This window comes from Microbacterium sp. (assembly GCF_047606685.1).
In the GTDB taxonomy this organism is placed as follows: Bacteria; Actinomycetota; Actinomycetes; order Actinomycetales; family Microbacteriaceae; genus Microbacterium.
In genome coordinates, this window is record NZ_JASGEC010000083.1 from 37,272 (window position 1) to 61,897 (window position 24,626).

The 24,626-nt window shown below is 70.8% G+C and carries 28 protein-coding genes; 14 read left to right on the forward strand and 14 right to left on the reverse strand.

Annotated elements, in window-relative coordinates; translation table 11 throughout:
• Window positions 1-22: 22 nt before the first annotated feature.
• On the reverse strand, window positions 23-658 hold the full coding sequence (locus QM611_RS10045) for a DUF1345 domain-containing protein (RefSeq protein WP_415079775.1): 636 nt from the start codon (window positions 656-658) through the stop codon (window positions 23-25).
• A 99-nt stretch (window positions 659-757) separates the two neighbouring features.
• Between QM611_RS10045 and QM611_RS10050 the strand changes: the two genes are divergently transcribed.
• Both QM611_RS10050 and QM611_RS10055 read left to right on the forward strand, forming a co-directional pair.
• Entirely contained in the window at window positions 758-2,260 is a 1,503-nt protein-coding gene (locus tag QM611_RS10050; protein ID WP_415079776.1) for an MDR family MFS transporter, read from the forward strand.
• A 419-nt stretch (window positions 2,261-2,679) separates the two neighbouring features.
• A complete protein-coding gene (locus QM611_RS10055; RefSeq protein WP_415079777.1) occupies window positions 2,680-2,853 on the forward strand; it encodes a hypothetical protein in 174 nt (57 codons plus the stop codon).
• A gap of 24 nt (window positions 2,854-2,877) precedes the next feature.
• On the opposite strand, the gene QM611_RS10060 is transcribed toward QM611_RS10055, so the two are convergent.
• Both QM611_RS10060 and ychF read right to left on the reverse strand, forming a co-directional pair.
• A complete protein-coding gene (locus QM611_RS10060; protein ID WP_415079778.1) occupies window positions 2,878-3,438 on the reverse strand; it encodes an alpha/beta fold hydrolase in 561 nt (186 codons plus the stop codon).
• Between the two features lie 138 nt (window positions 3,439-3,576).
• On the reverse strand, window positions 3,577-4,650 hold the full coding sequence (ychF, locus tag QM611_RS10065) for a redox-regulated ATPase YchF (RefSeq protein ID WP_415079779.1): 1,074 nt from the start codon (window positions 4,648-4,650) through the stop codon (window positions 3,577-3,579).
• A 200-nt stretch (window positions 4,651-4,850) separates the two neighbouring features.
• On the opposite strand from ychF, the gene QM611_RS10070 reads away from it, so the two are divergent.
• On the forward strand, window positions 4,851-5,450 hold the full coding sequence (locus QM611_RS10070; protein ID WP_415079780.1) for a 3'-5' exonuclease: 600 nt from the start codon (window positions 4,851-4,853) through the stop codon (window positions 5,448-5,450).
• A gap of 6 nt (window positions 5,451-5,456) precedes the next feature.
• On the opposite strand, the gene QM611_RS10075 is transcribed toward QM611_RS10070, so the two are convergent.
• Complete coding sequence (locus QM611_RS10075; RefSeq protein WP_415079781.1) at window positions 5,457-5,669, reverse strand: UDP-N-acetylmuramyl pentapeptide phosphotransferase; 213 nt, start codon at window positions 5,667-5,669, stop codon at window positions 5,457-5,459.
• Between the two features lie 155 nt (window positions 5,670-5,824).
• Window positions 5,825-6,814, reverse strand: coding sequence for a class II fructose-bisphosphatase (gene glpX, locus QM611_RS10080; RefSeq protein WP_415079782.1), 990 nt, complete (start codon window positions 6,812-6,814; stop codon window positions 5,825-5,827).
• A 75-nt stretch (window positions 6,815-6,889) separates the two neighbouring features.
• On the opposite strand from glpX, the gene fbaA reads away from it, so the two are divergent.
• The gene (fbaA, locus tag QM611_RS10085) at window positions 6,890-7,918 is read left to right on the forward strand and encodes a class II fructose-bisphosphate aldolase (RefSeq protein WP_415079783.1); all 1,029 of its coding nucleotides are present in this window, start codon (window positions 6,890-6,892) and stop codon (window positions 7,916-7,918) included.
• A gap of 198 nt (window positions 7,919-8,116) precedes the next feature.
• On the opposite strand, the gene QM611_RS10090 is transcribed toward fbaA, so the two are convergent.
• The 3 genes from QM611_RS10090 to QM611_RS10100 are packed head-to-tail and all read right to left on the reverse strand — an operon-like array spanning window position 8,117 to window position 10,277.
• The gene (locus QM611_RS10090) at window positions 8,117-8,668 is read right to left on the reverse strand and encodes an MOSC domain-containing protein (protein WP_415079784.1); all 552 of its coding nucleotides are present in this window, start codon (window positions 8,666-8,668) and stop codon (window positions 8,117-8,119) included.
• Entirely contained in the window at window positions 8,668-9,219 is a 552-nt protein-coding gene (locus QM611_RS10095) for a DUF6264 family protein (RefSeq protein WP_415079785.1), read from the reverse strand. The genes QM611_RS10090 and QM611_RS10095 overlap by 1 nt, the downstream gene beginning before the upstream one ends.
• Entirely contained in the window at window positions 9,216-10,277 is a 1,062-nt protein-coding gene (locus tag QM611_RS10100; RefSeq protein ID WP_415079786.1) for a 4-hydroxy-3-methylbut-2-enyl diphosphate reductase, read from the reverse strand. Before QM611_RS10100 ends, QM611_RS10095 begins: the two co-directional genes overlap by 4 nt.
• A gap of 60 nt (window positions 10,278-10,337) precedes the next feature.
• Between QM611_RS10100 and xseA the strand changes: the two genes are divergently transcribed.
• The 7 genes from xseA to QM611_RS10135 all read left to right on the forward strand — a co-directional run bounded on the left by xseA (window position 10,338) and on the right by QM611_RS10135 (window position 16,748).
• On the forward strand, window positions 10,338-11,633 hold the full coding sequence (gene xseA / locus QM611_RS10105) for an exodeoxyribonuclease VII large subunit (RefSeq protein ID WP_415079787.1): 1,296 nt from the start codon (window positions 10,338-10,340) through the stop codon (window positions 11,631-11,633).
• 10 nt (window positions 11,634-11,643) lie between these two features.
• Entirely contained in the window at window positions 11,644-11,868 is a 225-nt protein-coding gene (locus QM611_RS10110; protein WP_415079788.1) for an exodeoxyribonuclease VII small subunit, read from the forward strand.
• Complete coding sequence (locus tag QM611_RS10115) at window positions 11,868-12,506, forward strand: DUF4245 family protein (protein ID WP_415079789.1); 639 nt, start codon at window positions 11,868-11,870, stop codon at window positions 12,504-12,506. Before QM611_RS10110 ends, QM611_RS10115 begins: the two co-directional genes overlap by 1 nt.
• On the forward strand, window positions 12,503-13,156 hold the full coding sequence (locus tag QM611_RS10120; RefSeq protein WP_415079790.1) for a carbonic anhydrase: 654 nt from the start codon (window positions 12,503-12,505) through the stop codon (window positions 13,154-13,156). The genes QM611_RS10115 and QM611_RS10120 overlap by 4 nt, the downstream gene beginning before the upstream one ends.
• 14 nt (window positions 13,157-13,170) lie before the next feature.
• A complete protein-coding gene (locus tag QM611_RS10125; RefSeq protein ID WP_415079791.1) occupies window positions 13,171-14,565 on the forward strand; it encodes a class II fumarate hydratase in 1,395 nt (464 codons plus the stop codon).
• A 78-nt stretch (window positions 14,566-14,643) separates the two neighbouring features.
• On the forward strand, window positions 14,644-16,095 hold the full coding sequence (locus QM611_RS10130) for a sensor histidine kinase (protein ID WP_415079792.1): 1,452 nt from the start codon (window positions 14,644-14,646) through the stop codon (window positions 16,093-16,095).
• Window positions 16,092-16,748, forward strand: a complete 657-nt coding sequence (locus QM611_RS10135; protein ID WP_415079793.1) for a response regulator transcription factor — start codon at window positions 16,092-16,094, stop codon at window positions 16,746-16,748. The genes QM611_RS10130 and QM611_RS10135 overlap by 4 nt, the downstream gene beginning before the upstream one ends.
• Before the next feature lie 77 nt (window positions 16,749-16,825).
• Here the strand turns inward: QM611_RS10135 and QM611_RS10140 are convergent, their stop codons facing one another.
• The 3 genes from QM611_RS10140 to QM611_RS10150 form a co-directional block, all read right to left on the reverse strand.
• Window positions 16,826-17,446 carry a hypothetical protein gene (locus tag QM611_RS10140; protein WP_415079794.1) on the reverse strand — a complete coding sequence of 207 codons (621 nt, stop codon included), beginning with the start codon at window positions 17,444-17,446 and terminating at the stop codon, window positions 16,826-16,828.
• A 106-nt stretch (window positions 17,447-17,552) separates the two neighbouring features.
• Window positions 17,553-18,878: a PhoH family protein gene (locus tag QM611_RS10145; RefSeq protein ID WP_415079853.1), complete on the reverse strand. Its 1,326-nt coding sequence runs from the start codon at window positions 18,876-18,878 to the stop codon at window positions 17,553-17,555.
• A gap of 297 nt (window positions 18,879-19,175) precedes the next feature.
• Window positions 19,176-19,961, reverse strand: coding sequence for an isoprenyl transferase (locus QM611_RS10150; RefSeq protein ID WP_415079795.1), 786 nt, complete (start codon window positions 19,959-19,961; stop codon window positions 19,176-19,178).
• A gap of 68 nt (window positions 19,962-20,029) precedes the next feature.
• Between QM611_RS10150 and trhA the strand changes: the two genes are divergently transcribed.
• A complete protein-coding gene (trhA, locus tag QM611_RS10155) occupies window positions 20,030-20,782 on the forward strand; it encodes a PAQR family membrane homeostasis protein TrhA (protein ID WP_415079796.1) in 753 nt (250 codons plus the stop codon).
• On the opposite strand, the gene QM611_RS10160 is transcribed toward trhA, so the two are convergent.
• Entirely contained in the window at window positions 20,779-21,066 is a 288-nt protein-coding gene (locus QM611_RS10160) for a hypothetical protein (RefSeq protein ID WP_415079797.1), read from the reverse strand. The genes trhA and QM611_RS10160 overlap by 4 nt on opposite strands.
• Before the next feature lie 74 nt (window positions 21,067-21,140).
• On the opposite strand from QM611_RS10160, the gene QM611_RS10165 reads away from it, so the two are divergent.
• Complete coding sequence (locus QM611_RS10165; protein WP_415079798.1) at window positions 21,141-21,533, forward strand: DUF4307 domain-containing protein; 393 nt, start codon at window positions 21,141-21,143, stop codon at window positions 21,531-21,533.
• Between the two features lie 99 nt (window positions 21,534-21,632).
• On the forward strand, window positions 21,633-22,121 hold the full coding sequence (gene greA, locus QM611_RS10170; protein WP_415079799.1) for a transcription elongation factor GreA: 489 nt from the start codon (window positions 21,633-21,635) through the stop codon (window positions 22,119-22,121).
• Window positions 22,122-22,130: 9 nt separating this feature from the next.
• Here greA and ilvA read toward each other — a convergent pair whose 3' ends face one another.
• Both ilvA and QM611_RS10180 read right to left on the reverse strand, forming a co-directional pair.
• On the reverse strand, window positions 22,131-23,360 hold the full coding sequence (gene ilvA, locus QM611_RS10175; RefSeq protein ID WP_415079854.1) for a threonine ammonia-lyase: 1,230 nt from the start codon (window positions 23,358-23,360) through the stop codon (window positions 22,131-22,133).
• Between the two features lie 2 nt (window positions 23,361-23,362).
• Window positions 23,363-24,547 (reverse strand): AI-2E family transporter, encoded by a 1,185-nt coding sequence (locus QM611_RS10180; RefSeq protein ID WP_415079800.1) that lies wholly within the window; start codon window positions 24,545-24,547, stop codon window positions 23,363-23,365.
• Window positions 24,548-24,626: the final 79 nt, after the last annotated feature.

Here is a 24,626-nt window from a genome sequence, read left to right on the forward strand (position 1 = left end):
CCGCGCCCGGCGGCTGCAAATCTCAGGCGATCCCCGCCAGCAGGTTCACCACCGTCGCCAGGATCACCGCGCCGAACAGGTACGCGAGCATCGTCTGGGCGATGACGACGCGGCGGATGGCGTTGGTCCGCACGTTCGTGTCGGCGACCTGGTACGTCATGCCGAGCCCGACCGAAAAGTACACGAAGTCGGTGTACGCCGGGGCGTCGGGGTTGCCGTTGAAGGAGATCCCGCCCTGTTCGCTCGTGTAGTACATGCGCGCGTAGCGCAGCATGTAGTCGGTCTGGATGAGCGCCCACGACGCCACAACGCTCAGCACCGCGAGCGCCGCGAACACGAACCGGTCGCCCCTCGGGGCATCGCTCGACTGCAGCAGCACGAGCGCCACCGCGCCCAGGCTCGCCATGCTCCCGGCGAACGCGATGAGCCGCGCCAGGCGGCGGCCCGGATCCTCTCGCGTGGCGTGCGCGCGCGTCTGGTCGGCGTCCATGGGCCACACCACCAGCAGGATCCAGCCCGTGGCCAGCAGCGCGCCGACGGCCCACCCGGCGAGCGCCCCCGCGGCCGGCCCCAGCCATGCCCCGGCGGCGATCCCCGCCGCCACGCCGATGCCGAGCCCGGCCCCGAGGCGGGCCAGTGGCGCCGCGTGCGTGAGCATGACCACATCGTCGCACGCGAGGGGGAATCTTCTGCCGTGCCATCCCGTTAGGTTGTGCGGGCGCCCATCCCTGGATGGCTCCGCCCCGCGAGGAGAGATGTGACCACCGACACCGCAAGCACCCCCGTTCCCGTGCGCGACCGACTCGCGCCGCGCGACTCCCGCGTCGTGTGGCTGCTGCTCGGCGCGGCGTTCGTCGCGATCCTCAACGAGACGACGATGGGGGTGGCGATCCCGCACCTCATCGATGACCTCGGCATCACCGCGCTGATGGCGCAGTGGCTGACGACGGCGTTCATGCTGACGATGGCCATCGTGATTCCGATCACGGGATTCCTGCTGCAGATGTTCCCGACCCGGCGGGTGTTCCTGTTCGCGATGTCGCTGTTCTCGGCGGGCACGCTGCTCGCGCTCGTGTCGCCGGGCTTTCCGATGCTCGTCGTCGCGCGGGTGGTCCAGGCATCCGGCACCGCGATCATGATGCCACTGCTGATGACGACCCTGATGACCGTCGTGCCCACGCACATCCGCGGGCGCATGATGGGCCGGGTCTCGGTCGTGATCTCGCTCGCCCCGGCCATCGGCCCGACGCTCGCCGGCTTCATCCTCGACACCCTGAGCTGGCGGTGGATCTTCGGCGTCGTGCTGCCGATCGCGCTCATCATGCTGGCGATCGGCGCCCGCTGGATGGAGAACATCGGCGAGACCGAGCACGCGCCCATCGACATCCCCTCGGTGGTGCTGTCGGCCCTCGGGTTCGGCGGAGTCGTGTTCGGGCTCAGCCAGATCGGCTCCGCCGGGCGCGGCGAGGGGACGACGGATGCCGCAGCCGACACCGCCACCTGGACGCTCGCCGCGGCGTTCGCAATCGGCGCCATCGCCCTCGCCGCCTTCGTGTGGCGCCAACTGCGGCTACAGCGCATCGACGACGCGCTGCTGGACCTGCGCGTGTTCGGCGCGGCAGGCTTCACGCTCTCCGTCGCGCAGATGCTGCTGCTGTCCGTCGCGTTCTTCGGGGCCATCACGGTGCTGCCGCTCTACTTGCAGCACGTGCTGCACCTGAAGGCAATGGAGAGCGGGCTCACGGTGCTGCCCGGCGCGATCGCGATGGGCGTGCTCGGCCCCGTGATCGGGCGCGTCTACGACCGCTGGGGCACGCGTGTGCTGCTGGCGCCCGGCTCCGTGCTGTCATCCGCCGTGCTCTGGTACTACACGACGATCGACGAGTCGACATCGGTCTGGGTGGTCACGGTCGCGCAGACCGTGCTATCGATCGGGCTCGCCCTGTCTTTCACGCCGCTGTTCACCGCGTCGCTGGGATCGCTGCCGCGCCGCTTCTACTCGCACGGCAGCGCCGTCGTGGGCACGGTGCAGCAAGTGGCGGGCGCGGCGGGGATCGCGCTGATGTTCACCGTCATGTCGGCAACGTCGGCCGGAGTCGTCGAGCACGGCGGCACCGCCGTTGCCGGCGAGGCGGCGGGCACCCGCGTCGCATTCCTCATCGCGGCGGTCGTGGCCCTGCCGACGATCATCGGCGCTTTTCTCATCCGCAAGCCGGACGACGACGCCGAGGACAGCGACCATCCGCCTTCCGGTCGTTGAGCGAGCGAAGCGAGACGAAACGCAGAGCCGAAACGCCCTGTCAGCTGGTCGAGCAGCTGCCGCCGCAGCAGGAGCCGCTGTCGTCGATCTCTGCGATCAGGCTCTTGTCGTCGAGCGAAACGGGCTGCAGCGCGGGGGCGGGAACGTTCGAGGTCGTCATGCTCCCATCGTACGACGACGGCGGCCGTGGCCCGGCGCGGGCATCCCCTCGTCCTGTCATCGAGGTCCGACACGGGCTGCGCGCGGTCGTGCGACGGCGCGCGCTCGCGTACAATCGAGCCGACCGAGTTGGTCTGGGGTATCTGGGGGGAAATCCGTGGTGACGTCTGTCCCTGCCCTCACAACCCGCTGAGCGATCGACCCGCCCGCGCCGATCGACCTATATCCCGGCTCCGTCGTCGACGACCACCTTCGACACGGTGCCCGCCCCGACGTACCCGCCCGCAATCCCGGAGTGGACCCGGTCGTACGACGACGAGCGCCGCGAAGGCGTCGGGGCGATGCGCGGGCTGCTCTGCGGCCTGCTGCTCAGCCTCCCGCCCGCGGGACTGCTCATCGCGGGCATCACGTGGCTGGTGTCAGCTCTCGGCTGACGTCGCGCTCGATCGGCTGCCGCGTCAGTCCCAGGCGAGATAGTCCTCGATCGCGAAAGCGGTGTCGACGGGGTGCGTCACCGGGAACAGGCGCCCCGCGCCGCCGATGCTCACGACGCTGACTCGCTCGGGCGCGGCGGCGCGCAGCCGCTCTCCGCGCTCGGGCGGCATCGTGTCGTCGTCGGCGCCCTGCACGACCAGCACCGGGATCGCCGGCGGCAGCGGGGCGTCGCCCTCCGCCACGCCGAGCAGCAGCAGCCCCAGCGAGCCGTGCCGCGACGCGACGAGGCGAGCGAGCGTGCCGCCGCCGGCGTGGCCGCCGATCCACGCGGCGCCGACGCCCGTGTGCTCGATGACGGCCACGGCATCCGCCGCCTGCTCGTCGGGGGTCGCGTGCGCACGGCCCGATCCGACTCTGAGCACGCGAAAGCCCTCGCCCACGAGGATGTGGGCGATCGAGCCGAGCACGTCGCCGTCCAACCCCCGGTCGGAGACGAGCACCAACGACGGGCCGTCGCCGTGCCCTTCGTCGATGTACGGGACCGCGCGGCCCTCGGGGTCGAAAACGCTGGGGTCCTGCGTCACGGTGTGGAAGCCTCTCTCGATCTCTTGATGCGGGAAGCGCGATCCCGCGGGGTGGACAGCATCATTCGATCCTCCCATGCGGCGCCGGCGCGGGCGCCGCGTGTCTCCGAGGACCTGACCTCCGAGGCCGACGGCCTGCTAGACGTTGAACCGGAATTCCACGACGTCGCCGTCCTGCATGACGTAGTCCTTGCCCTCCAGGCGCGCCTTCCCGGCAGCGCGGGCGGCGGCCACCGAGCCCAGCTCGATCAGGTCGTCGAACGAGATGACCTCCGCTTTGATGAACCCCTTCTCGAAGTCGGTGTGGATGACGCCCGCGGCCTGGGGCGCTTTCCAGCCCTTGCCGATCGTCCACGCGCGCGCCTCCTTCGGTCCGGCGGTGAGGTAGGTCTGCAGGCCGAGCGTGTCGAACCCGATGCGGGCGAGCTGGTCAAGGCCCGACTCGTCCTGGCCGGTGGACGCCAGCAGCTCGGCGGCGTCGTCGGGGTCGAGGTCGATGAGCTCCGACTCGATCTTCGCGTCGAGAAACACCGCTTGCGCCGGGGCGACGAGCGCGGCCAGCTCGGCCTTGCGCGCGGCATCCGTCAACACCGCCTCGTCCACGTTGAACACGAAGATGAAGGGCTTCGCGGTCAACAGCCCCAGCTCGCGAATCGGCGACAGGTCGATGCCGGAGGCCGACAGCAGAACGCCGCGCTGCAGGGCGTCCTGCGCTTCCTGTGCCGTGGCCAGCACCGCGGGGTCGAGCTTGCGGCCGCGCACCTCCTTCTCGTACCGCGCGATCGCCTTCTCGAGCGTCTGGAGGTCGGCCAGCTGCAGCTCGGCGTTGATCGTCTCCATGTCGCTCTGCGGATTGACCGCGCCGTCGACGTGCACGACGTCGTCGTCGCTGAACCCGCGCACGACTTGGGCGATCGCGTCGGCCTCGCGGATGTTCGCGAGGAACTGGTTGCCCAGGCCCTCGCCCTCGCTCGCGCCGCGCACGATGCCGGCGATGTCGACGAACGACACGGTCGCGGGCACGAGCCGCTCGCTGCCGAACACGTCGGCGAGCTGCTGCAGCCGCGGGTCGGGCAGGCTCACGACCCCGATGTTGGGCTCGATCGTCGCGAACGGGTAGTTCGCGGCGAGCACCTGGTTCTTGGTCAGCGCGTTGAAGAGGGTCGACTTGCCGACATTGGGGAGTCCGACGATTCCGATGGTGAGAGCCACGGGCATCCATCCTAGAGCGGCGCGCACGCGACGCCGACGCCGCCCGCGCCACAGAAACCCGCAGTCGCGCGTGCGGGGCGCGGGCGCGACCGAAGGTTTCTGTAACGGCAGCGCGGCGATTCAGGGACGGATGCCGCGGATCGGGCAGCCGCGCGGCGCGCCTCCCGGCCTCGCGCGAGCCGGCGGGCGACGCTGAGGACGTGGCCTTGGACTTCACCGCGATCGACTTCGAGACGGCGAATCCGAGCACCGCGTCGGCGTGCGCCGTCGGGCTCGCTCGCGTGCGCGCAGGCCGCGTGGTCGCGACGGCGGGATGGCTGATCCAGCCCCCGCCCGGCCACGACGATTTCCACCGCGGCAACACGCGCATCCACGGCATCCGCAAGGCCGACGTCGCCGGAGCCAAGCGCTGGACCGAGCAGCTCGACGACCTGTGCGCGTTCGCCGGCGCCGACGTGCTCGTCGCGCACAACGCGGGCTTCGACATGAACGTGCTCAAGCGGGCGTGCGACGCCACGGGGCTCGCGTGCCCGCCGTACCGCTACGTGTGCACGCTGCAGGTCTCGCGCAAGGTCTACGAGCTTGCGTCCTACCGCCTGCCGCTCGTGGCAGCCGAGGCCGGGTTCGGAGAGTTCCCCCACCACGACGCGACCGCCGACGCCCACGCGTGCGCGCAGATCGTCATCGACGCGGCCCGGCGGGTCGGCGCCGCAGACGTGCACGAGCTCGCCGAGAAGGTCGGCGTCAAGGTGTCACAGATCGCGGCCCCCGAGCTGGTCGAGGTCGCGCGCGTGGCGTGAGCCGGATCAGGCTCCGCCGGGCACCAGGCTCATGAGCGCGATGACGGCGGCGGAGACGATGAAGAATGCTCCGACCATCCACCACGAGCTGATCTCGTGGCCCTGCTCGCGGCGCACCCGGAACAGCACGTCCGCGCGCCGCGCAGGGTCGGTGGCATCCGCGATGACGGCCTGCGCCCCGGTGCGGGGCGATGACGAGTGCACCTCTTGGACCGACATGACGCTGCCCCTCCGCCTGGACTGATGTGAACTGTTCCCGAGCGTGCCGCCGTTCACGGCAGACACATCGGATTCTGCCAGACCGCGCCTGGGAAGACGATCACGACGCGGTCACAATTGCCACTCGCGCCACATCCACCTCAATCGTCGCGGCGCTACAGCCATTTCGAGACGAGATGCTCCGACGTGAGGCGGCGCAACGTGCCCGAGCGCCCCCGCAACACGACGCTCTCGGTGTAGACGAAGCCGCCCTCGCGGCGCACCCCGGCCACCAGCGCGCCGTCGGTCACCCCCGTGGCAACGAAGATCGTGTTGTCGCCGCGCACGAGCTCGTCCGCCTCGTAGACGTATCCGTCCATGGCCAGCCCGGCGTCGATGCCGCGCTGGTTCTCGTCGTCGTCGCGCGGCCACAGCCGGCCCTGGATGTGGCCGCCGAGCGCCTTGATCGCGCACGCTGTGACCACCCCCTCCGGGCTCCCGCCGATGCCGACGCACATGTCGGTGCGCGCGTTGTGCCGTGCCGCGTTGATGGCGCCGGCGACATCCCCGTCGCTCATCAGGCGCGTGCCCGCCCCCGCGGCGCGGATGTCGGCGATGAGTTGCTCGTGGCGGGGGCGGTTCAGCACGGAGACAACGATCTCGTCGACGGGCTTGGCCATGGCCTTGGCGAGCAGGCGGATGTTCTCGCCGATGGGCAGGCGGATGTCGACGACCCCCACCCCGGCGGGCCCGGTGGCGAGCTTGTCCATGTAGAAGACGCTCGACGCGTCGAGCATCGTGCCGCGGTCGGAGACCGAGATGACCGACAGCGCGTTGTTGCGGCCGGCGGCCGCGAGCGAGGTGCCGTCGATGGGGTCGACGGCGATGTCACACTGCGGCCCGCGCCCGTTGCCCACGCTCTCGCCGTTGAACAGCATCGGCGCGCTGTCTTTCTCGCCCTCGCCGATGACGATCGTGCCGTCGAAGTTGACGGTGTGCAGGTAGCCGCGCATCGCGTCGACCGCGGCGCCGTCGACGGCCTCCTTGTCGCCCCTCCCGAGGAACGGAACGCTGCGAATCGCCGCCGCCTCGGTTGCTCGGACGAGCTCCATCGCGAGGTTGCGATCGGGATGCAGGGGACTCATGTCCGCCGAGATGCTCACCATGACCCGAGCCTAGCCAGGCACGGACGGGGCTTGGCTAGGCTTGCTGGCAGACCCCCGATCCTTCGAAGGAGCAAAATGCCCGTCGCCACCCCCGACCAGTACGCCGAGATGCTCGACCGCGCGAAGGCAGGCGGCTTCGCGTACCCGGCCATCAACGCGGCGAGCTCGCAGTCGATCAACGCGATCCTGCAAGGGCTCACCGAAGCCGGCTCCGACGGCATCATCCAGGTCACCACCGGCGGCGCGGACTACTTCGCCGGCCACTCGGTGAAGGCCCGCGCGACCGGCGCGCTCGCGTTCGCGAAGTTCGCCACGGAGGTCGCCAAGAGCTACCCGGTCACGATCGCGCTGCACACCGACCACTGCCCGAAGCCCGCGCTGGAGGACTTCGTCCTTCCCCTCCTCGCCGCCTCCGAGGAGGTCGTGGCAGACGGCGGCAACCCGATCTTCCAGTCGCACATGTGGGACGGGTCGGCGGTGCCGCTGGATGAGAACATTGAGATCGCGAGAGAGCTGCTCCCCCGGCTCAAGGCGATCAACGCCATCCTCGAGGTGGAGATCGGCGTCGTCGGCGGCGAGGAGGACGGCGTCAAGCACGAGGGCACGAACGACGCGCTGTACACGACGACAGCGGATGTCGCCAAGGCCGTCGACGCGCTCGGCCTCGGCGACGACGGGCGGTGGATCGCCGCCCTCACCTTCGGCAACGTGCACGGCGTGTACAAGCCGGGCAACGTCAAGCTGCGCCCGGAGCTGCTCGGCGAGATCCAGGAGGGGATCGCCGCCCAGTTCGGCACCGGGGCCAAGCCCCTCGACCTCGTGTTCCACGGCGGCAGCGGGTCGACCGACGACGAGATCGCGCTGGCCGTGGCCAACGGCGTCGTGAAGATGAACATCGACACCGACACGCAGTACGCGTTCACGCGCTCGGTCGCCGGCTTCATGTTCGAGAACTACGCCGGCGTGCTCAAAGTCGACGGCGAGGTCGGCAACAAGAAGGCGTACGACCCGCGCGCGTGGGGCAAGGTCGCCGAGTCGGCGATGGCCGCGCGCGTCGTCGAGGCGACCAAGCAGCTCGGCTCGTACGGCCAGTCCCAAAGCTGACCCGCTTGTGCGGGCGCACGACTCGCTGCCGCCGCCTCGGTCGCAGCGAGCACTGACTCGCACCTACGCAGACCCTCATCCGGCGCTGAGACCCACCGCAGGCACCGAGACCCACCCGCGGCGAGTGGGTCTCGGCGCCGAGAGTGGGGCTCGGCGCCGAGAGTGGGTCTCGGCGCGGCGAGTGGGTCTCGGCGCGCGCTACGCGGGATCGCGGTAGGCGTCGAGGAGTCCCGGCGCGCCCACGGGGCGGCGCACGACCTCGATCTCGTCGCCGGCCTGGACACGCCCGCCGACGACGACCCGCAGGTACGCGCCGAGCCGCCGCTCCCGCGAGAAGCGCTTGACCCAACCGCGCTCGTCATCGCCCCCGACCCAGCGGGCGAACGTTTGGCAAGGGGTGCGGGGCATCGTCACCTCCACCTCGACTCGCGTGCCGATGCGCCACCGCTCCCCGATCAACGCCGCGTTGACGTCGATGCCCTCGACACGGAGGTTCTCGCCGAACCACCCTGGCGGCACGTCACGACCCAGCTCGGCCGCCCAGAACTCGGCATCCTCATGCGCGTAGGCGTACAGCGCCTTGTCGAGGCCGCCGTGATGCTTGCGATCGGCCTGCACATCGGCGTAAACGCCGTACGGCCCGACACGCACCGGCCCCTCGACGGGGCGCTTGTCAATCGCCGTGACGCCGATCGTCCCCGCGTCGGGACGCAACTGGTGGACAACGCACACGGCGAGCAGCCGAGCCATCAGGTGCTCGAGATGTGCTGGATGAAGGCGGGGTCGCCGAGCATCGGCACCGCGAAGCAGACGCCCACGACGATGTAGGTGGCAACGGCTCCGACCAGGGGCGCCCACCACGCCAGCGCGCCCACGCGCAGCCGCCGCAGCGTCAGCACCGCCGTGACGGCGTAGCCGACGACCAGCACGATCGCCGCGACCGGGCCCCACAGCCTGGCCGCGTCGAGGTTCGTGAACTCGCCCTCCATGCCCATCATCCGCAGCGTGCGGCCGATGACCGCCTCGAGCCCGAAGTACGACGGGACCGAGAACAGCACGTTGATCGCGCCGTACGCGAGGAGCGCGATCGTCACGATCCGATCGACCGGGCGGCGCCTCGCAACCGGGCCGTTCCCCGCCGTCGGCGCCGCGGCCGGCGCGGGCTGGTGCTCCGCATGGCCGCTCTCCCACGGCAACGAGGGGTCCGGCTGCTGCATCCGCGCACGCTGCTCCTCCGGCGTCGCGTACTCCCCGTAGCGGGGTCGCGGGCTCTCCTGGCCCGGGTCGGTCGTGCCGCTCACCCGCGGCCCCGCCCGCCGAGCGCGCGGTCGTCGCGGCGGCCCGCGGCATCCTGTCTCAACTCCTTCGGAAGCGAGAACATGAGGTCCTCCTCCGCCGTGCGCACCTCTTCGACATCGCGGTAGCCGGCCGCGGCAAGGTCGTCGAGCACCTGCTGCACGAGCACTTCGGGCACCGACGCTCCGCTGGTCACGCCCACCGTCTCGACGCCCTCCAGCCACTCCTGGCGCACTTCGTCGGCGTAGTCGACGCGGTGCGCGGCCTTCGCGCCGTGCTCGAGCGCGACCTCGACCAAGCGCACACTGTTGGACGAGTTCGCCGAGCCGACCACGATCACCAGGTCCGCGTCGCGGGCGACCTTCTTGATCGCCACCTGCCGGTTCTGGGTCGCGTAGCAGATGTCGTCCGACGGCGGGTCGTGCAGTTCGGGAAAGCGCTCCCGCAGGCGCCGCACGGTCTCCATCGTCTCATCGACCGAGAGCGTGGTCTGCGACAGCCAGACCACCTTCGACGGGTCTCTCACCTCGACGAACTCCGCCTCCTCGGGCGAGTTCACGACGGTGACGTGGTCGGGCGCCTCGCCCGCCGTGCCCTCGACCTCCTCGTGGCCGACATGGCCGATGAGGAGGATCTCGTAGTCGTCGCGCGCGAAGCGCACGGCCTCGCGGTGCACTTTCGTGACCAGGGGGCAGGTCGCGTCGATCGCGCGCAGGCCCCGGTCGGATGCCGCCGCCACAACGGCAGGCGACACCCCGTGCGCGCTGAAGACGACGTGCGCGCCCTCGGGCACATCGTCGACCGTGTCCACGAACACCGCGCCCTTGCGCTCGAGCTCGGTCACCACGTGGATGTTGTGCACGATCTGCTTGCGCACGTAGACGGGCGCGCCGAAGCGCTCGAGCGCTTTCTCCACAGCCACGACCGCGCGGTCGACTCCTGCACAGTATCCGCGCGGAGCGGCCAGCAGCACCCGCTTGTGTCCCTGCACCGGGATATCCTGAAGCCGGCCGCGACGCCCCGGGACGCGGGGAACGGGAAGGCTGACGGTGGGGGTGCTCACCCCTTGATTCTACGGGCGCGCTCCTGCGCGCCCGCTGGCAGAGAACCCTTCGGAGGGGCAGTGACCGAGTTTCGCGCGCAGACTGGGGCGGGCGAGGCGCCCGACCCGGACGCCGTGCACCCGCGCGACTCCAGCGCGCAAGCGCCGACCTCCGTGGCGCGGCTCGGCGACACGATCCGCGGGTTCGTCGAGAAATGGGGCTTCGTGTGGGTCGAGGGCGAGGTCACCTCGTGGAACGCGCGCGGCGGCAACGTGTTCGGCCGGATGAAAGACCTGCACACGGACGCCTCGATCTCGTTCCGCGTGTGGTCGAAGACGCTGCAGCGCCTCCCCTCCGACCTCAAGGTGGGCGACCGCGTCGTCGCGTGCGTGAAGGCCGACTACTTCGTCCGGCAGGGCGACTTCTCGTTCACGGTCTCGGCGATGCGCCATCTGGGCCTGGGCGACCAGCTCGAGCGGCTGGAGCGGCTGCGCGCGCAGCTGCGGTCTGAGGGGCTGTTCGACCCGGCGCGCAAAAAGCCCATCCCCTTCCTCCCGCGCCTGATCGGGCTGGTGACCGGGGAGCGGTCGGATGCCGAGAAAGACATCCATCGCAATGCCGAGCTGCGCTGGCCGCGCGTGCGCTTCCGCACGGTGCACGCCGCGGTGCAGGGCGACCGGTGCGTGCCCGAGACGATGGCGGCGCTGGCGGCGCTGGACGCCGATCCCGAGGTCGACGTGATCGTGATCGCCCGCGGCGGCGGCGACTCGCAGCACTTGCTCGGGTTCAGCGACGAACGGCTCGTGCGCGCGGTGGCGGCTGCCCGCACGCCCGTTGTCAGCGCCATCGGGCACGAGAACGACCACCCGCTCCTCGACGACGTCGCCGACCTGCGCGCCTCCACGCCGACCGACGCGGCCAAGCGGCTCGTGCCCGACGTCGCCGAGCAGCGCGCGATGGTGAGCCAGTTGCGGTCGCGGTTGACGACACGCCTCACACAGCGGGTCGCCCACGACATCTCGCAACTGGAGCAGCTGCGGTCGCGGCCGGTGCTGCGCGCGCCGGAGACGATGCTGCGGGGGCGCGAGCACGAGCTGTTCGTGCTCGTCTCGCGCGGGCGCGAGACGAGCACACGCGCCGTGGAGGCCGGGGCGCGCCGCGTCGACGAGCTGCGCGCGTCGTTGCGGGCGCTCTCGCCCGCCTCGACGCTCGCCCGCGGCTACGCGATCGCGCACCTCGACGGCGGGGCCATCGTGCGCGACGCGGAGCAGGCGCCGGCGGGAGCGGCGGTCGTCGTCACCGTCGCGCGCGGCTCGTTCGCCGCCCGTTCGGAGGGGCGACTCGATGAAACCGGCCGGAGCGAGGCCGAGAACTAGGATGGTGCACATGGCCGTGTCGGATTCGGGCGACGTCGGCGCGCTCTCATTCGAGCAGGCGCGCGACGAGCTTGTCCGCGTCGTGGCCGAGCTCGAGCAGGGCGCCCCGACGCTGGAGCACTCGCTCGCGCTCTGGGAGCGCGGCGAGGCGCTGGCGGCGCGGTGCGAACAGTGGCTGGTCGGCGCCAAGCGCCGGCTCGAGGCGGCGCGCTCGGTCGCGGAGGCGGAGGACTGATGGCGTCGACGCCGCGCGTGGTGGCGGAGCTGGGCCGCCCGGAGACGCCGGAAGAGACCACGGCGCGCAAGGCCGAGTCCTCGCGCGCCTACCGCTCGAGCCAGACGGCTCGCAATCTCGTCGCGGCCCTGCTCGCCACGCTCGCGATCGTGCTGGTCGTGGTGCTCGGCGTGCCCCGCGGCGGCGCCCCTGCCCGTGAGGAGATCGACGTCGCCGACCGGGCGCAGCAGGCGCAGAGCGCGTACGGCGTGGCCGCCGTCGTTCCCACGGTGCCCGGCGACTGGCTGGCCAACGCCGCCGCCGTCGACGCCCGCTCAGACGTGTGGACGATCGTGTACGCGCTGCCCGGGGAGTCTCAGTTCATCCGCGTGTCCCAGGCATTCCACGCCGACGACGACTGGGCGCTGCAGGTGCTGCGCGGCGCCAGCCCACACGACACGGTGACCATCGGCGGCGTCGAGTGGGATCGCTACGACATCGCCGATCCGGCGACGACCGGCAATGTGACCGGCGCCCTCGGCACGCGAGCCGGGGCCGACCACGTCCTCGTGTACGGCGACGCGTCCGACGCCGATCTCGAGCTGGTCGCGAACTCTATCGCCGAGCAGGTGCGCGCGCTCGAGGGGAGCGCAGAATGAGCACCGAGCGGCCCGCGCCGCAACAGGTGTGGGACGAGCTGCGCCACGGCAACGCGCGCTTCATCGGCGGCGAGCCGCACCATCCGCGACAAGACGTCGACCGGCGCCACAGCCTTGCGCACGTGCAGGCTCCTCGCGCCGCGCTGTTCGGCTGTTCCGACTCCCGGCTCGCCGCCGAGATCATCTTCGACGTGGGCCTGGGCGACCTGTTCGTGGTCCGAAACGCCGGCCAGGTGATCTCCGACTCCGTCGTCGGCAGCCTTGAGTACGCGGTCGCGGTCCTCGATGTTCCGCTCATCGTGGTGCTCGGCCACGATGAGTGCGGCGCCGTGCGCGCGGCCATCGACAGCACGCGCTCCGACGCTCCCCCCCTGCCCCCGCACATCTGGCGGCTGATCGCGCCGATCGTTCCCGCGGTGCGCCGCGTGCTGCGCGCGCACGCGACCGCCACCCCGGAGTCGGTCGATCCCGAGCACGTCGGCCGCGAGCACTTGCGTGACACGGTCGCCGAGCTGCTGCACTCGTCGGACGTGATCTCCGACGCGGTCGCCGGCGGGCGCCTGGCGATCGTGGGAGCGAACTACCGGCTCGCCGAAGGCGCAGCCGTGCCAGACATCATCGTGGGCCCCGCGACGAACGCGGGCGCCTGAAGGAAGGAAGAGCCGTGGCCGACAACGAGTACCGCATCGAGCACGACACGATGGGCGAGGTGCGGGTGCCCGCATCCGCGCTCTACGGCGCCCAGACGCAACGCGCCGTCGAGAACTTCCCGATCTCCGGGTCGGGGCTCGAATCGGAACAGATCGCCGCGCTCGCGCGCATCAAGAAGGCCGCAGCCCTCGCCAACAAAGAGCTCGGCACTCTGGACGCGAGCATCGCGGACGCGATCGCCGCCGCCGCCGACCAAGTGGTCAGCGGCGCGCACGACGACCAGTTCCCCGTCGACACGTACCAGACCGGCTCGGGCACGTCGTCGAACATGAACATGAACGAGGTCCTCGCCACGCTCGCCACCCGCGTGCTCGGCGCGCCCGTGCACCCGAACGACCACGTCAACGCGTCGCAGTCGTCCAACGACGTCTTCCCGACATCCGTCCACATCGCCGTGACGCAAGCCCTCATCGACGACCTCATTCCCGCCCTCGACCACCTCGCCGTCGCCCTCGAGGCCAAAGCGGAGCTGTGGCAGGACGCCGTGAAGTCGGGGCGCACGCACCTCATGGACGCGACACCGGTCACCCTCGGCCAGGAGTTCGGCGGCTACGCGCGCCAAGTGCGGCTCGGCATCGAGCGCGTGCAGTCGGTGCTCCCCCGCGTCGGCGAGGTGCCGCTGGGCGGCACGGCGGTCGGCACCGGCATCAACACTCCGCCCGGCTTCCCGCAGCGGGTCCTGGAGATCCTGGCCGCCGAGACCGAGCTGCCGATCACCGAGGCCAAGGACCACTTCGAGGCGCAGGCCAACCGCGACGGACTCGTCGAGGCATCCGGCGCGCTGCGCACGATCGCGGTGTCGCTGACCAAGATCAACAACGACCTGCGCTGGATGGGCTCTGGACCCAACACCGGCCTCGGCGAGCTGCACATCCCCGACCTGCAGCCCGGGTCGTCGATCATGCCGGGAAAGGTCAACCCTGTCGTTCCAGAGGCCACGCTGATGGTGTGCGCCCGCGTGATCGGAAACGACGCCACGGTGGCGTGGGCGGGAGCGTCGGGGGCGTTCGAGCTCAACGTCGCGATCCCGGTCATGGGCACCGCGCTGCTCGAGTCGATCCGACTGCTGTCCAACGCCGTGCGGGTCCTCGCCGACAAGACGATCGACGGGCTGGAGGCCAACCTCGAGCGCGCCGCCGCCTTCGCCGGCATGTCGCCGTCGATCGTGACGCCGCTGAACAAGGTGATCGGCTACGAGGCGGCCGCCAAGATCGCCAAGCACTCTGTCGCCAAGGGCATCACGGTGCGCGAGGCGGTCATCGACCTCGGGTACGTGGAGCGCGGCGAGATCACCATCGAGCAGCTGGACCACAAGCTCGACCTGCTTTCCATGACCCATCCCGGCTGACGGGTCCATAATCGGAGGATGAGTCGCAGGTCGAGACCGATCTCGACGCGTGTGCGGATACTGGGGACGATCCTCGCCGTGGCATTCGTCGGGTTCCTCGTCGTCGGCAGCGTGACCTTTCTCGTGCAGCGCGAGCGCATCCTCGGCGAAGTGGACACGCGGCTTCGCACACAGGTCGGCACGCTCAGCGTGATGGCCACGCCGAGCCCCACCACCAGCGCTGAGACCGAGCAGGCGGAGACGCCCGACCAGCAGCAGCTGGACTCGGTCGAGGCGTACTTGAGCGACACGGTCAGGCGCCTCGTGCCGGGCCGCAACGAAGCGTCGGTCGGCGTGCTCGCCAGCGGCCACCGGCTCGTGCCCGAGACGCTGTCCGGGTTCGACATCTGGCAGAACGACCAGCTCATCGAGCGCGCCGTCGCCGAGGCCCAGGCCGAAGGCGGGGCCGTGCTGGGCACCGCTGCGACCGACAACGGCACGCTGCGCTACATCGCGATCCCGGTGACGATGCCGGGCGATCCGGAGCGCGGCGTCTACATCCGTGCGGTGAACCTCGAGGCGGAGCTGCAGCCGATCACCCTCTCGATGATCACGTTCGCGATCACCGCCGGGGTCACCCTGCTCGCGATCGGCGTCGTCGGCTGGTTCGTGGTCGGCCGGCTGCTCTCGCCGATCCGCCATCTCCGCGAGACGGCCGACTCGATCACGATCACCGACCTGGGCGCCCGCATCCCCGAGCAGGGAAACGACGACATCTCCGACCTCACCCGCACCGTCAACTCGATGCTCGATCGCCTGGAAGGCTCGGTCGACGTGCAGCGGCAGCTGCTGGACGACGTGCGCCACGAGCTGAAGACGCCGATCACGATCGTGCGCGGGCATCTGGAGATGATGGATGCCGCAGACCACACGGATGTCGAGGCCACCCGCGAAATCGGCATCGCCGAGCTCGACCGCATGACCCGCCTCGTGGAGGACATCGACCTGCTCGCCGCCGTCGAGGGCGACCAGTTCTCGATGGGCATGGTGGACGTGCTCTCGCTCACCGCGCGGGTCGGAGAGCTTGTGACGGTCATCCCGGGCCACACGTGGCGCATCGAGTCGCGCGGGCGCGGCCTCGTGGAAGGAGACGCCGAGCGGCTTCTGCAGGCATGGCTGCAGCTCGCCGACAACGCGGCGAAGTACACGCCGGAGGGCACGCCGATCGAGATCGGCAGCACCATGGACGCCACCGGCGCCACCCTGTGGGTGCGCGACCACGGGCCAGGCATCCCGGCCGCCGTGCGCCACCGCATCTTCCGCCGCTTCGATCGCGCGCAAGGCAAGCGCTCGGTCGGCGGATCCGGCCTGGGGCTTGCCATCGTCGACACGATCGCGAAGGCGCACAACGGCCACTGCGTCGTCACCGATACCCCCGGCGGCGGCGCCACCTTCACGATCCGCCTGCCGCTCAGCCTCGTGTCGGACGCGGGTCTGCCCGCTCCGGTGCGGGCGGGAGATGTCGTACTGCAACGGGAGGCGACCGGATGACCAGGATTCTCATCGCGGAGGACGAGACCCGGATCTCATCGTTCGTCAGCCGCGGCCTGGAGGCCGCCGGATACTCCACCGTCGTCGTGGACGACGGCGCGGAGGCTCTCGAGCGAGCGCTGCAGGACGACATCGACCTCGTGCTGCTGGACGTCGGGCTTCCGTCGATGGACGGGTTCGAAGTGCTCACCCACCTCCGAGGTCAGGGTTCGTCCGTTCCGGTCATCATGCTCACGGCGCGCAGCAGCACCCTGGACACGGTCACGGGGCTCGACGCGGGCGCGAACGACTACGTTCCCAAGCCCTTCAAGTTCGACGAGTTGCTCGCGCGGATTCGCTCGCGCCTGCGCGAGAACGTTGCCACCGGCGGCCTCTCGATCGTGCACCAAGACGTCGTGCTCGATCCGCTCACCCGGCGCGCCACGGTCGGCGGACGCGAGCTCGACCTGTCCGCCCGCGAGTTCGCGCTCGCCGAGCAGTTCCTGCGCAATCCCGGCCAGGTGCTCAGCCGCGAACAGCTGCTCAGCCGCGTGTGGGGCCTCGATTTCGACCCCGGATCCAACGTCGTCGACGTGTACGTGCGCTACCTGCGCGGCAAGCTCGGCGCCGACCGCATCACCACCGTCCGCGGCGCCGGCTACCGCTGGGAGTGACACGAAGAAGCCCCCGGCGTTGGGGGAACACCGGGGGCTGAGAGGCCGCGGGCTTGGGGGAAACCCGCCGACCTCCGTCAATCGCGCCAGTCTGGGGAAACGCGCGATTGACCCATCTTCGACCCGGCCACGGAATGGCCGGACTTCTCTTCCGCGTGACGGGCCGCCTGTGCCCGCGTGCCCGTCTCGTGCAGCTGCGCGCCGCCGTCGCGGCGATCGGTCAGCTTGGCGAAGAACGCCCGCCATTTCGCGACGGCGCGGCGATCCCCACTCTGAGCGGCGATCCACTTCTCGACCTTCGACCAGTCGCCGTCGGCACGGTACTGCTGGACCACACGGCGCACGCTCGCCCGGGTGGGGGTGGTCGCCTTCTCCTCCTTCGCGTCAGCAGTGCCCTGCGCCGCGTCCTGCGCGGACTCCGCCTGCTGTGCGGCCGGTTGATCGTCGGCGGCCACGTTGCGCGGCTCGGGGGCGCGCACAAACGTCGCGCGCGTCGTGCGCTCGCCCGACGTGCGCGGCTGGGCGTCGCGCACGGTGTCCGTCGCGGGGGCAGAGACGACAACCGGCGAGACAGACACCGGAACGCCGACGGCGTCGGTGAGCGCAACGGCATGGGAGACCAGGATGGAGCCCGCGACGGCAAGCCCGACCGCGCCGGCGGCTGATCCGCCGATCGTCAGCGTGCGACGTGCGTCCACGTTCGTCCCCCTCGAGTGCTCCCCCTGCACCATCCATCTTCGACGACCAACGTGAGATGAAGGTCCATCTGCGCATGAGATTCCTCTCATCCAGCGGCGGGGCCCCTCAGGCGAGTTCGCCTGCCTCCAACAGGTCGGTCACGAGCGCGGCGATCGCGGAGCGCTCCGAGCGCTGCAGCGTGACGTGGGCGAAGATGTCATGGCCCTTGAGCGTCTCGATCACCGACGCGATGCCGTCGTGGCGCCCGACCCGCAGGTTGTCGCGCTGCCCGACGTCGTGGGTGAGCACGACGCGCGAGTTCTGGCCGATGCGGCTGAGCACGGTCAGCAGCACGTTGCGCTCGAGCGATTGCGCCTCGTCGACGATCACGAACGCGTCGTGCAGGCTCCGCCCGCGAATGTGCGTCAGCGGCAGCACCTCCAGCAGGCCCCGCTCCACGACCTCCTCCAGCACGTTCCCCGACACCACGGAGCCGAGCGTGTCGAACACCGCCTGGCCCCACGGGCTCATCTTCTCCTGCTGGTCGCCGGGTAGGTAGCCGAGCTCTTGCCCCCCGACCGCGAACAGCGGACGGAAGACGAGGATCTTGCGCTGCTGCTGGCGTTCCAGCACCGCCTCCAGCCCCGCGCACAGCGCGAGCGCCGACTTTCCGGTGCCGGCGCGGCCACCGAGCGACACGATGCCCACGTCGGGGTCCAGCAGCAGGTCGACCGCGATGCGTTGCTCGGCCGAGCGGCCGTGCAGTCCGAACACCTCGCGATCGCCGCGCACGAGGCGGTACCCGCCGTCGCCGGTTGCCCGCCCGAGCGCCGAACCGCGCTCGGAGTGGATCACCAGGCCCGTGTTCACGGGGAGGCCGCGAACACTGTCGCTGGATCCGACCTCGCTCTCGTACAGGTCGGCGACCTCGTCGCCGGAGACGTCGATGTCGGCGATGCCGGTCCAGCCAGAGTCGACGGCCTGCTCGGCGAGGTACTCTTCCGCGCTGATGCCGAGCGAGGCGGCCTTGACGCGCATCGGGAGGTCTTTGGACACGACAGTGACCTGGTTGCCGTCTTGGGCGAGGTGCATCGCCACCGCGAGGATGCGGCTGTCGTTGTCGCCGAGCCGAATGCCCGAGGGCAGCACCGACGCGTCGGTGTGGGCGAGCTCGACGCGCAGGGTTCCCCCCTCGCCGACCGGCACCGGGAAGTCGAGGCGGCCGTGCTCGACACGCAGTTCGTCCAGATGGCGCAGCGCCTGGCGGGCGAAATAGCCGATCTCCGGGTCGTGCCGCTTCCCCTCGAGTTCGGAGACGACCACGACGGGGATCACCACCGAGTGCTCTGCGAAGCGGAACAACGCACGAGGATCGCTCAGCAGCACGGAGGTGTCCAGCACATAGGTGCGAAGATCCTCGTCGTTGCTGTCGTCCGCGTGGAGGCGGGCCACCCGGCCCGGCTGCTCTGGTGCTCGTGTCGTCACTGCCGACTCCCGACCCGGGTGTCACCCGGCGTGAACGAGTCGACCGTGGGTCACGAGTCGCGATCCTGGAGGCCGACTCGACCGGGCGCCTTGCCCGATGACTCGACGCTACGGGCGGCGCCCGGCGGCGCGTGTTCCGACACGCGCTTGCGGGTTACCAGCGTGTGAAATGTTCACCTGTGCGCGCGTGGGCGAACGCGGCCCCGTCGAGGTAGCCGGGCGCGCCGTCGAAAGACTCCTGGTACTCGGCGATGCGATCCGCGCTCACCCCCCGAACCTCCGATCCCGCGACGCGTAGTCGCGAATGGCGCGCAGGAAGTCGACCTCGCGCAGATCGGGGCCGAGCGCCTCGAGGAAGTAGAACTCGCTGTGCGCCGATTGCCACAGCAGGAAGTCTGAGAGCCGCTGCTCGCCCGAAGTGCGGATCACGAGGTCGGGGTCGGGCTGGCCGCCGGTGTAGAGGTGCTCGCCGATCTGCTCGGGGGTGAGGCTGGCCGCCAGCTCTTCCAGCGACCCGCCGCCGCGGTCGTGCGCCGCGATGACGCTGCGCACGGCGTCGACGATCTCGTTGCGGCCGCCGTAGCCGACCGCGAGGTTCACGTGCATCCCGGTGTTCTCGCGCGTGCGCTCCTCGGCGTCGGCGAGCACGCGCGCAAGATCCGGAGGCAGCAGGTCCGCGCGACCGACCGTCTTGACGCGCCAGTCCCGTTCCCGCGAGAGGCCGTCGGCGAGCTCGGCGATGATCTCGATGAGGTCGGCAATCTCTTTGCCGTCGCGCTTTCGGAGGTTGTCGGCTGACAGCAGGTACAGCGAGACCACGGCGACGCCGACATCGTCGCACCACCCCAGGAACTCGCGCATCTTGGCGGCCCCCGCGCGATGCCCGTGGGCGGCGCTCGCGTAGCCGAGCTGACGCGCCCAGCGACGGTTGCCGTCGATCATCATCGCGACGTGCTGGGGAACAGACTGAGCCGCGAGGCGCCGCCGAAGGCGGTTGATGTAGATGCGGTAGAGCGGCCCTCGCCCCTCGTTCGCACGCCCCGTGATCACGCCCCCACGCTACCGGCAGCCGGCTGTGTGCCACCATCGGCATGCTGTTGGCACTACTCTGTCTAGCCATGACCCGACGGCTCACGTCCCGACGGCGGGACGCTCGGACGCCCGATGTCCCGCAACTCCCTCTTCTGGAGTCGGCGGACGCCGACGCGCACGCCGAAATCAAGCCGACGTGGCGCGGCTGGATCCACGCCGGAACGTTCCCCGTGGCGATCGCCGCCGGCGCCGTGCTGATCGCGCTCGCCGACGGCACGCCCGCCAAATGGGCGTGCGCGGTGTTCGTGGCCTCGTCGCTGCTGCTGTTCGGCAACTCGGCGCTGTATCACCGCTTCGACTGGCAACCGCGCGCCAAGGCCGTGCTCCGCCGCATCGACCACGCCAACATCCTGCTGCTCATCGCGGGCACCTACACGCCGCTGGCCGTGCTCGGGCTTGCGCCCGAGAAGGGCACCGTGCTCCTGGTGGTCGTGTGGTCGGGCACGCTGCTGGGCATTCTGTTCCGGGTGTTCTGGACGCAGGCGCCGCGCTGGCTGTACGTCGCCCTCTACCTCGCGCTGGGCTGGGCGGCGGTGATGTACATCGTCGACCTGTTCCTGGCGAACTCCGCGATGATGCTGCTCGTCCTCGTCGGCGGCGTGCTCTACACCGTCGGCGCCGTCATCTACGCGCTCAAGCGGCCCAACCCGTGGCCGGGATCGTTCGGCTTCCACGAGATCTTCCACGTGTGCACGGTGCTGGCTTTCCTGTGCCACTGGACGGCGTGCCTGCTCATCGCGATCGAGCCGCTGCGCCCGTCGCTCGGAATGCCCGCCTAGCCAGCGGGGGGCGCGCCTCCCGGACGCGACGGCCCGGAGGAGGCATCCGGCCCCGCGTCGCCGGACTGCTCGGCCAGCTCAGCGTCGAGTTGCGCGCCGATCTCCGCCCGGTACCGGGCGCGGCGGATGCGGCGGAGCATGTCCCACACCAGCAGGATCACCGCCACGGCCATGAACACCACCGCGGCGAAGCCCCACGGGCCCGGTGTCACCAGATCGGGGTCGACCGGAGGCGCCGTTGGCGTCGGGGTTGCGGCGAGGACGGCGATGGTCAGAACGCGCATCGTGGTTCCCCGTTTCTGCGCCGCAGCGCCTAGCCTGGAATCCAGCCTAAGCCGACCACCGCGCCCGAGAGCACATGACGACGCCAGCCGATCTCGATGACCGATACGGTCGCCGCGCCGACCCGCGGCGCCGGCGCGCGGTCTGGATCGCGGCCGTCGCGGCCGCGGCGGCCGTGGTGGGATGGTTCGGCTGGCACACGGTCGCCAACCCGGACAACGGTGTGCGCGCCGATGGCACGTCGTTCCACCTCGAAGAGCGCGCCGTGACCGTCGACTTCCAGCTCACCGCCCCGCTGCGCTCGCGGGTCGCGTGCGCCATCGAGGCGCTGGACGAGGACTACGGAGTCGTGGGGTTCAAGGTCGTGGAGTACCCAGCCTCCGACTCCCCCGTGCGCGCGTACTCCGAGCGCGTGCCCACCCTCGCGGCGGCCACGACGGGTTTGGTGAACTCCTGCTGGGTCACGTAGCCTGGGTCGGACTCCACACTTGACGCCCTGGCGGACGCCGGGGCGTCTCGTTCATCCCGGCGGGATCGCACCCGCCGCAGTCCCCCGAAGGAGGCAGACGTGACCGACAGCCCAGTGACTTTCCTCACCCAGGACGCGTACGACCGCCTCGCCGCCGAGCTCGAGCGCCTGTCGACCGTCGGCCGCGAGGAGATCGCGAAGCGCATCGAGGCCGCCCGAGAGGAAGGCGACCTCAAGGAGAACGGCGGCTACCACGCCGCGAAGGACGAACAGGGCAAGCAGGAGGCGCGCATCCGCACGCTGCAGGCGCTGCTGAAGGACGCCACCGTCGGCGAAGCGCCGGAGAGCACCGGCACCGTGGAGCCGGGCACGGTCGTCACGGCGATCGTCGCCGGAGGCGAGGAGGTGTTCCTGCTCGGCAACCGCGAGATCGCGGCCAACTCCGAGCTCGACGTGTACAGCGAGGCCTCGCCTCTGGGCAGCGCGATCATCGGCCTCAAGGAGGGCGAGAAGTCGTCGTACACGGCCCCGAACGGCCGCGAGATCTCCGTCGAAATCGTCAAGGTCGAGACGTACGACGGGCGATAGCCGGCCTCGCTAGTCGGGGACGACCACCGGGGAGAACCCGGCGTCCTGCAGTGTCTTCAGCGTGAGGGCCTTGTGGTCCTCGCCGCGGGTCTCCACGCTCAACTGCAGCACCACTTCGCTGATCTGCATGCCCTGCCCGTGGCGGGTGTGCAGCACCTCGATCACGTTGGCCCCGGCCCGCGCGAGCAGCTCCGACACCCGCGCGAGCTGGCCGGGCCGGTCGGGCAGGCCGATGCGCAGCGTCATGTAGCGGCCGGCTGCAGCCAGGCCGTGGGCGACGACACGCTGCAGCAGCAGCGGGTCGATGTTGCCGCCGGACAGCACCGCGATCGTCGGGCCGGCCGCCTGCACCTTGCCCGCCAGGATCGCCGCGACGCCGACCGCGCCGGCGGGCTCGACGACGACCTTGGCGCGCTCGAGCAAGGCCAGGATGGCGCGCGCGATGTCGTCGTCGGTCACGGTGACCACGTCGTCGACGAGGTCTTTGATGATCGCGAACGGGATGTCGCCCGGTCGGCCGACGAGGATGCCGTCGGCGATCGTCGGCCGGGTCTCCACCTCGACGGGGCGCCCCGCCTGCAACGACGGCGGGTACGGGGCGGCGTTCTCGGCCTGGACGCCGATGACGCGGACGGTGCGGCCCGCCTCGGCGGCGCGGGCCTTGAGCGCCGCAGCGACGCCGGCGATGAGACCGCCGCCGCCGATGCCCATGACGACGGTGTCGACCTCGGGGAGGTCGTCGAACAGCTCGAGCCCGAGCGTTCCCTGGCCGATCACGACGTCGCGGTGGTCGAACGGGTGGATGAGGACCGCACCGGTGCGCTCGGCGAAGTCCGCGGCCAGCCGCAACGATGTGTCGACGGTCACTCCCTCGAGCACCACCTCCGCCCCGTACCCGCGCGTTGCGAGCAGCTTCGGCACCGGCACGCCGAGCGGCATGAAGATCGTGGCGGGGATGCCGAGCTCTTGCGCCGCCAGCGCGACGCCCTGGGCGTGGTTGCCGGCCGACGCGGCCACAACGCCGCGCGCGCGCTCCTGCGGTGTCAGCCGGGAGAGCCGGTAGGTCGCGCCGCGGACCTTGAACGAGCCGGTGCGCTGCAGGTTCTCGAGCTTGACGTGCACCGGCACGCCCAGCACGTCGGAGAGCGCCTGCGAGGGCTCGAGCGGAGTGTGCTCGATGAGGCCCGCAAGGGAGTTCGCGGCATCCTGGAACTCCGCCAGCGCCGGCACGTCCGTCATCGTCATCGGTTCCTCTTCCTCGGGACGGTGCTCCAGATCAGGTCGGCGTCCTCGGGACGCGCGCCCGTTTCCCATCCGCGAGCAGACAAGTACACCGCGACGACGTTGACGAACGCGGCCAGCGGCACGGCGAACAGGGCGCCCGGGATGCCGGCGATCATCGCGCCGCCGGCGACCACGAGCACGACCGCGAGCGGGTGCACCTTGACGGCCGAGCCCATGAGCAGCGGCTGCAGCACGTGGCCTTCCAGCTGTTGCACGCCGAGGACGACCACGAGCATCCACAGCGCGATCCACGGCCCGTTGTAGACGAGGGCCAGGAACACGGCCAGCGCGCCGGTGACCACGGCTCCGACGATCGGCACGAACGAGCCGAGGAAGACCAGCACCGCCACGGGAATGGCCAGCGGGACTCCGAGCAGGAACGCCCCGAGGCCGATGCCGACCGCGTCGATCGTCGCCACGAGCAGCTGTGTGCGCGCGTAGTTGACGACCGTCGCCCACCCGGCGCGACCGGCCCCGTCAGCGGCAGGGCGCGCCGTCTTCGGGAACAGGCGCACGCCCCACCGCCAGATGCCGTTGCCGTCGGCGAGCAGGCACAGCAGGATGAACAGCGACAGCACCAGCCCGGTCGCGACGTGGCCGAGAGTCGTGCCCAGCGCGAGGGCGCCCGACCACAGCAGCTCGGCCTGCTGCTGGAGGAGCGCCCACGCCTGCGCCAGGTAGCCGTCGATCTGGGCGGCAGTCAACTGCAGCGGGCCGTCGATGAGGTACTGCCGGAGCTGGCGCACCGCCGCGCCGGTGCGCTCCTGCACCGAGCTCCACTCGCGTGTGATCTGCCACACCGCCAACGCCAGCAGTCCCGCGACGATCGCGAGCGTGCCGACGACGGAGATCACAATGGCGAGCCAGCGCGGCACGCGGTGGCGCAGCAGGAACGAGAACGCCGGCCACAGCAGGGCGGTGACGAGGATGGCGACCAGCAGCGGGATGACGAGCAGCTTGAGCTGGATCACCAGCCACACGCAGAGGGCGATCGCGGCCGCCACGACGAGCAACCGCCACGCGTACGCGGTCGCCGTGCGCAGGCTGCGCGGCACGGTCGACCCGATGTCCGTCGTCACGGTGCGCTCGGGGCTGCGCAGCGCGTCCAGAAGCGAGCGGCGCGGCTTGTCGTTCTCGGCCACCCGGTCAGTCTATTTCGCGCGTATGCGCCGAGGGGAATGCCACGCTCGCGTCCCGCCCCGCGCGGATGTGGCGCTGCGC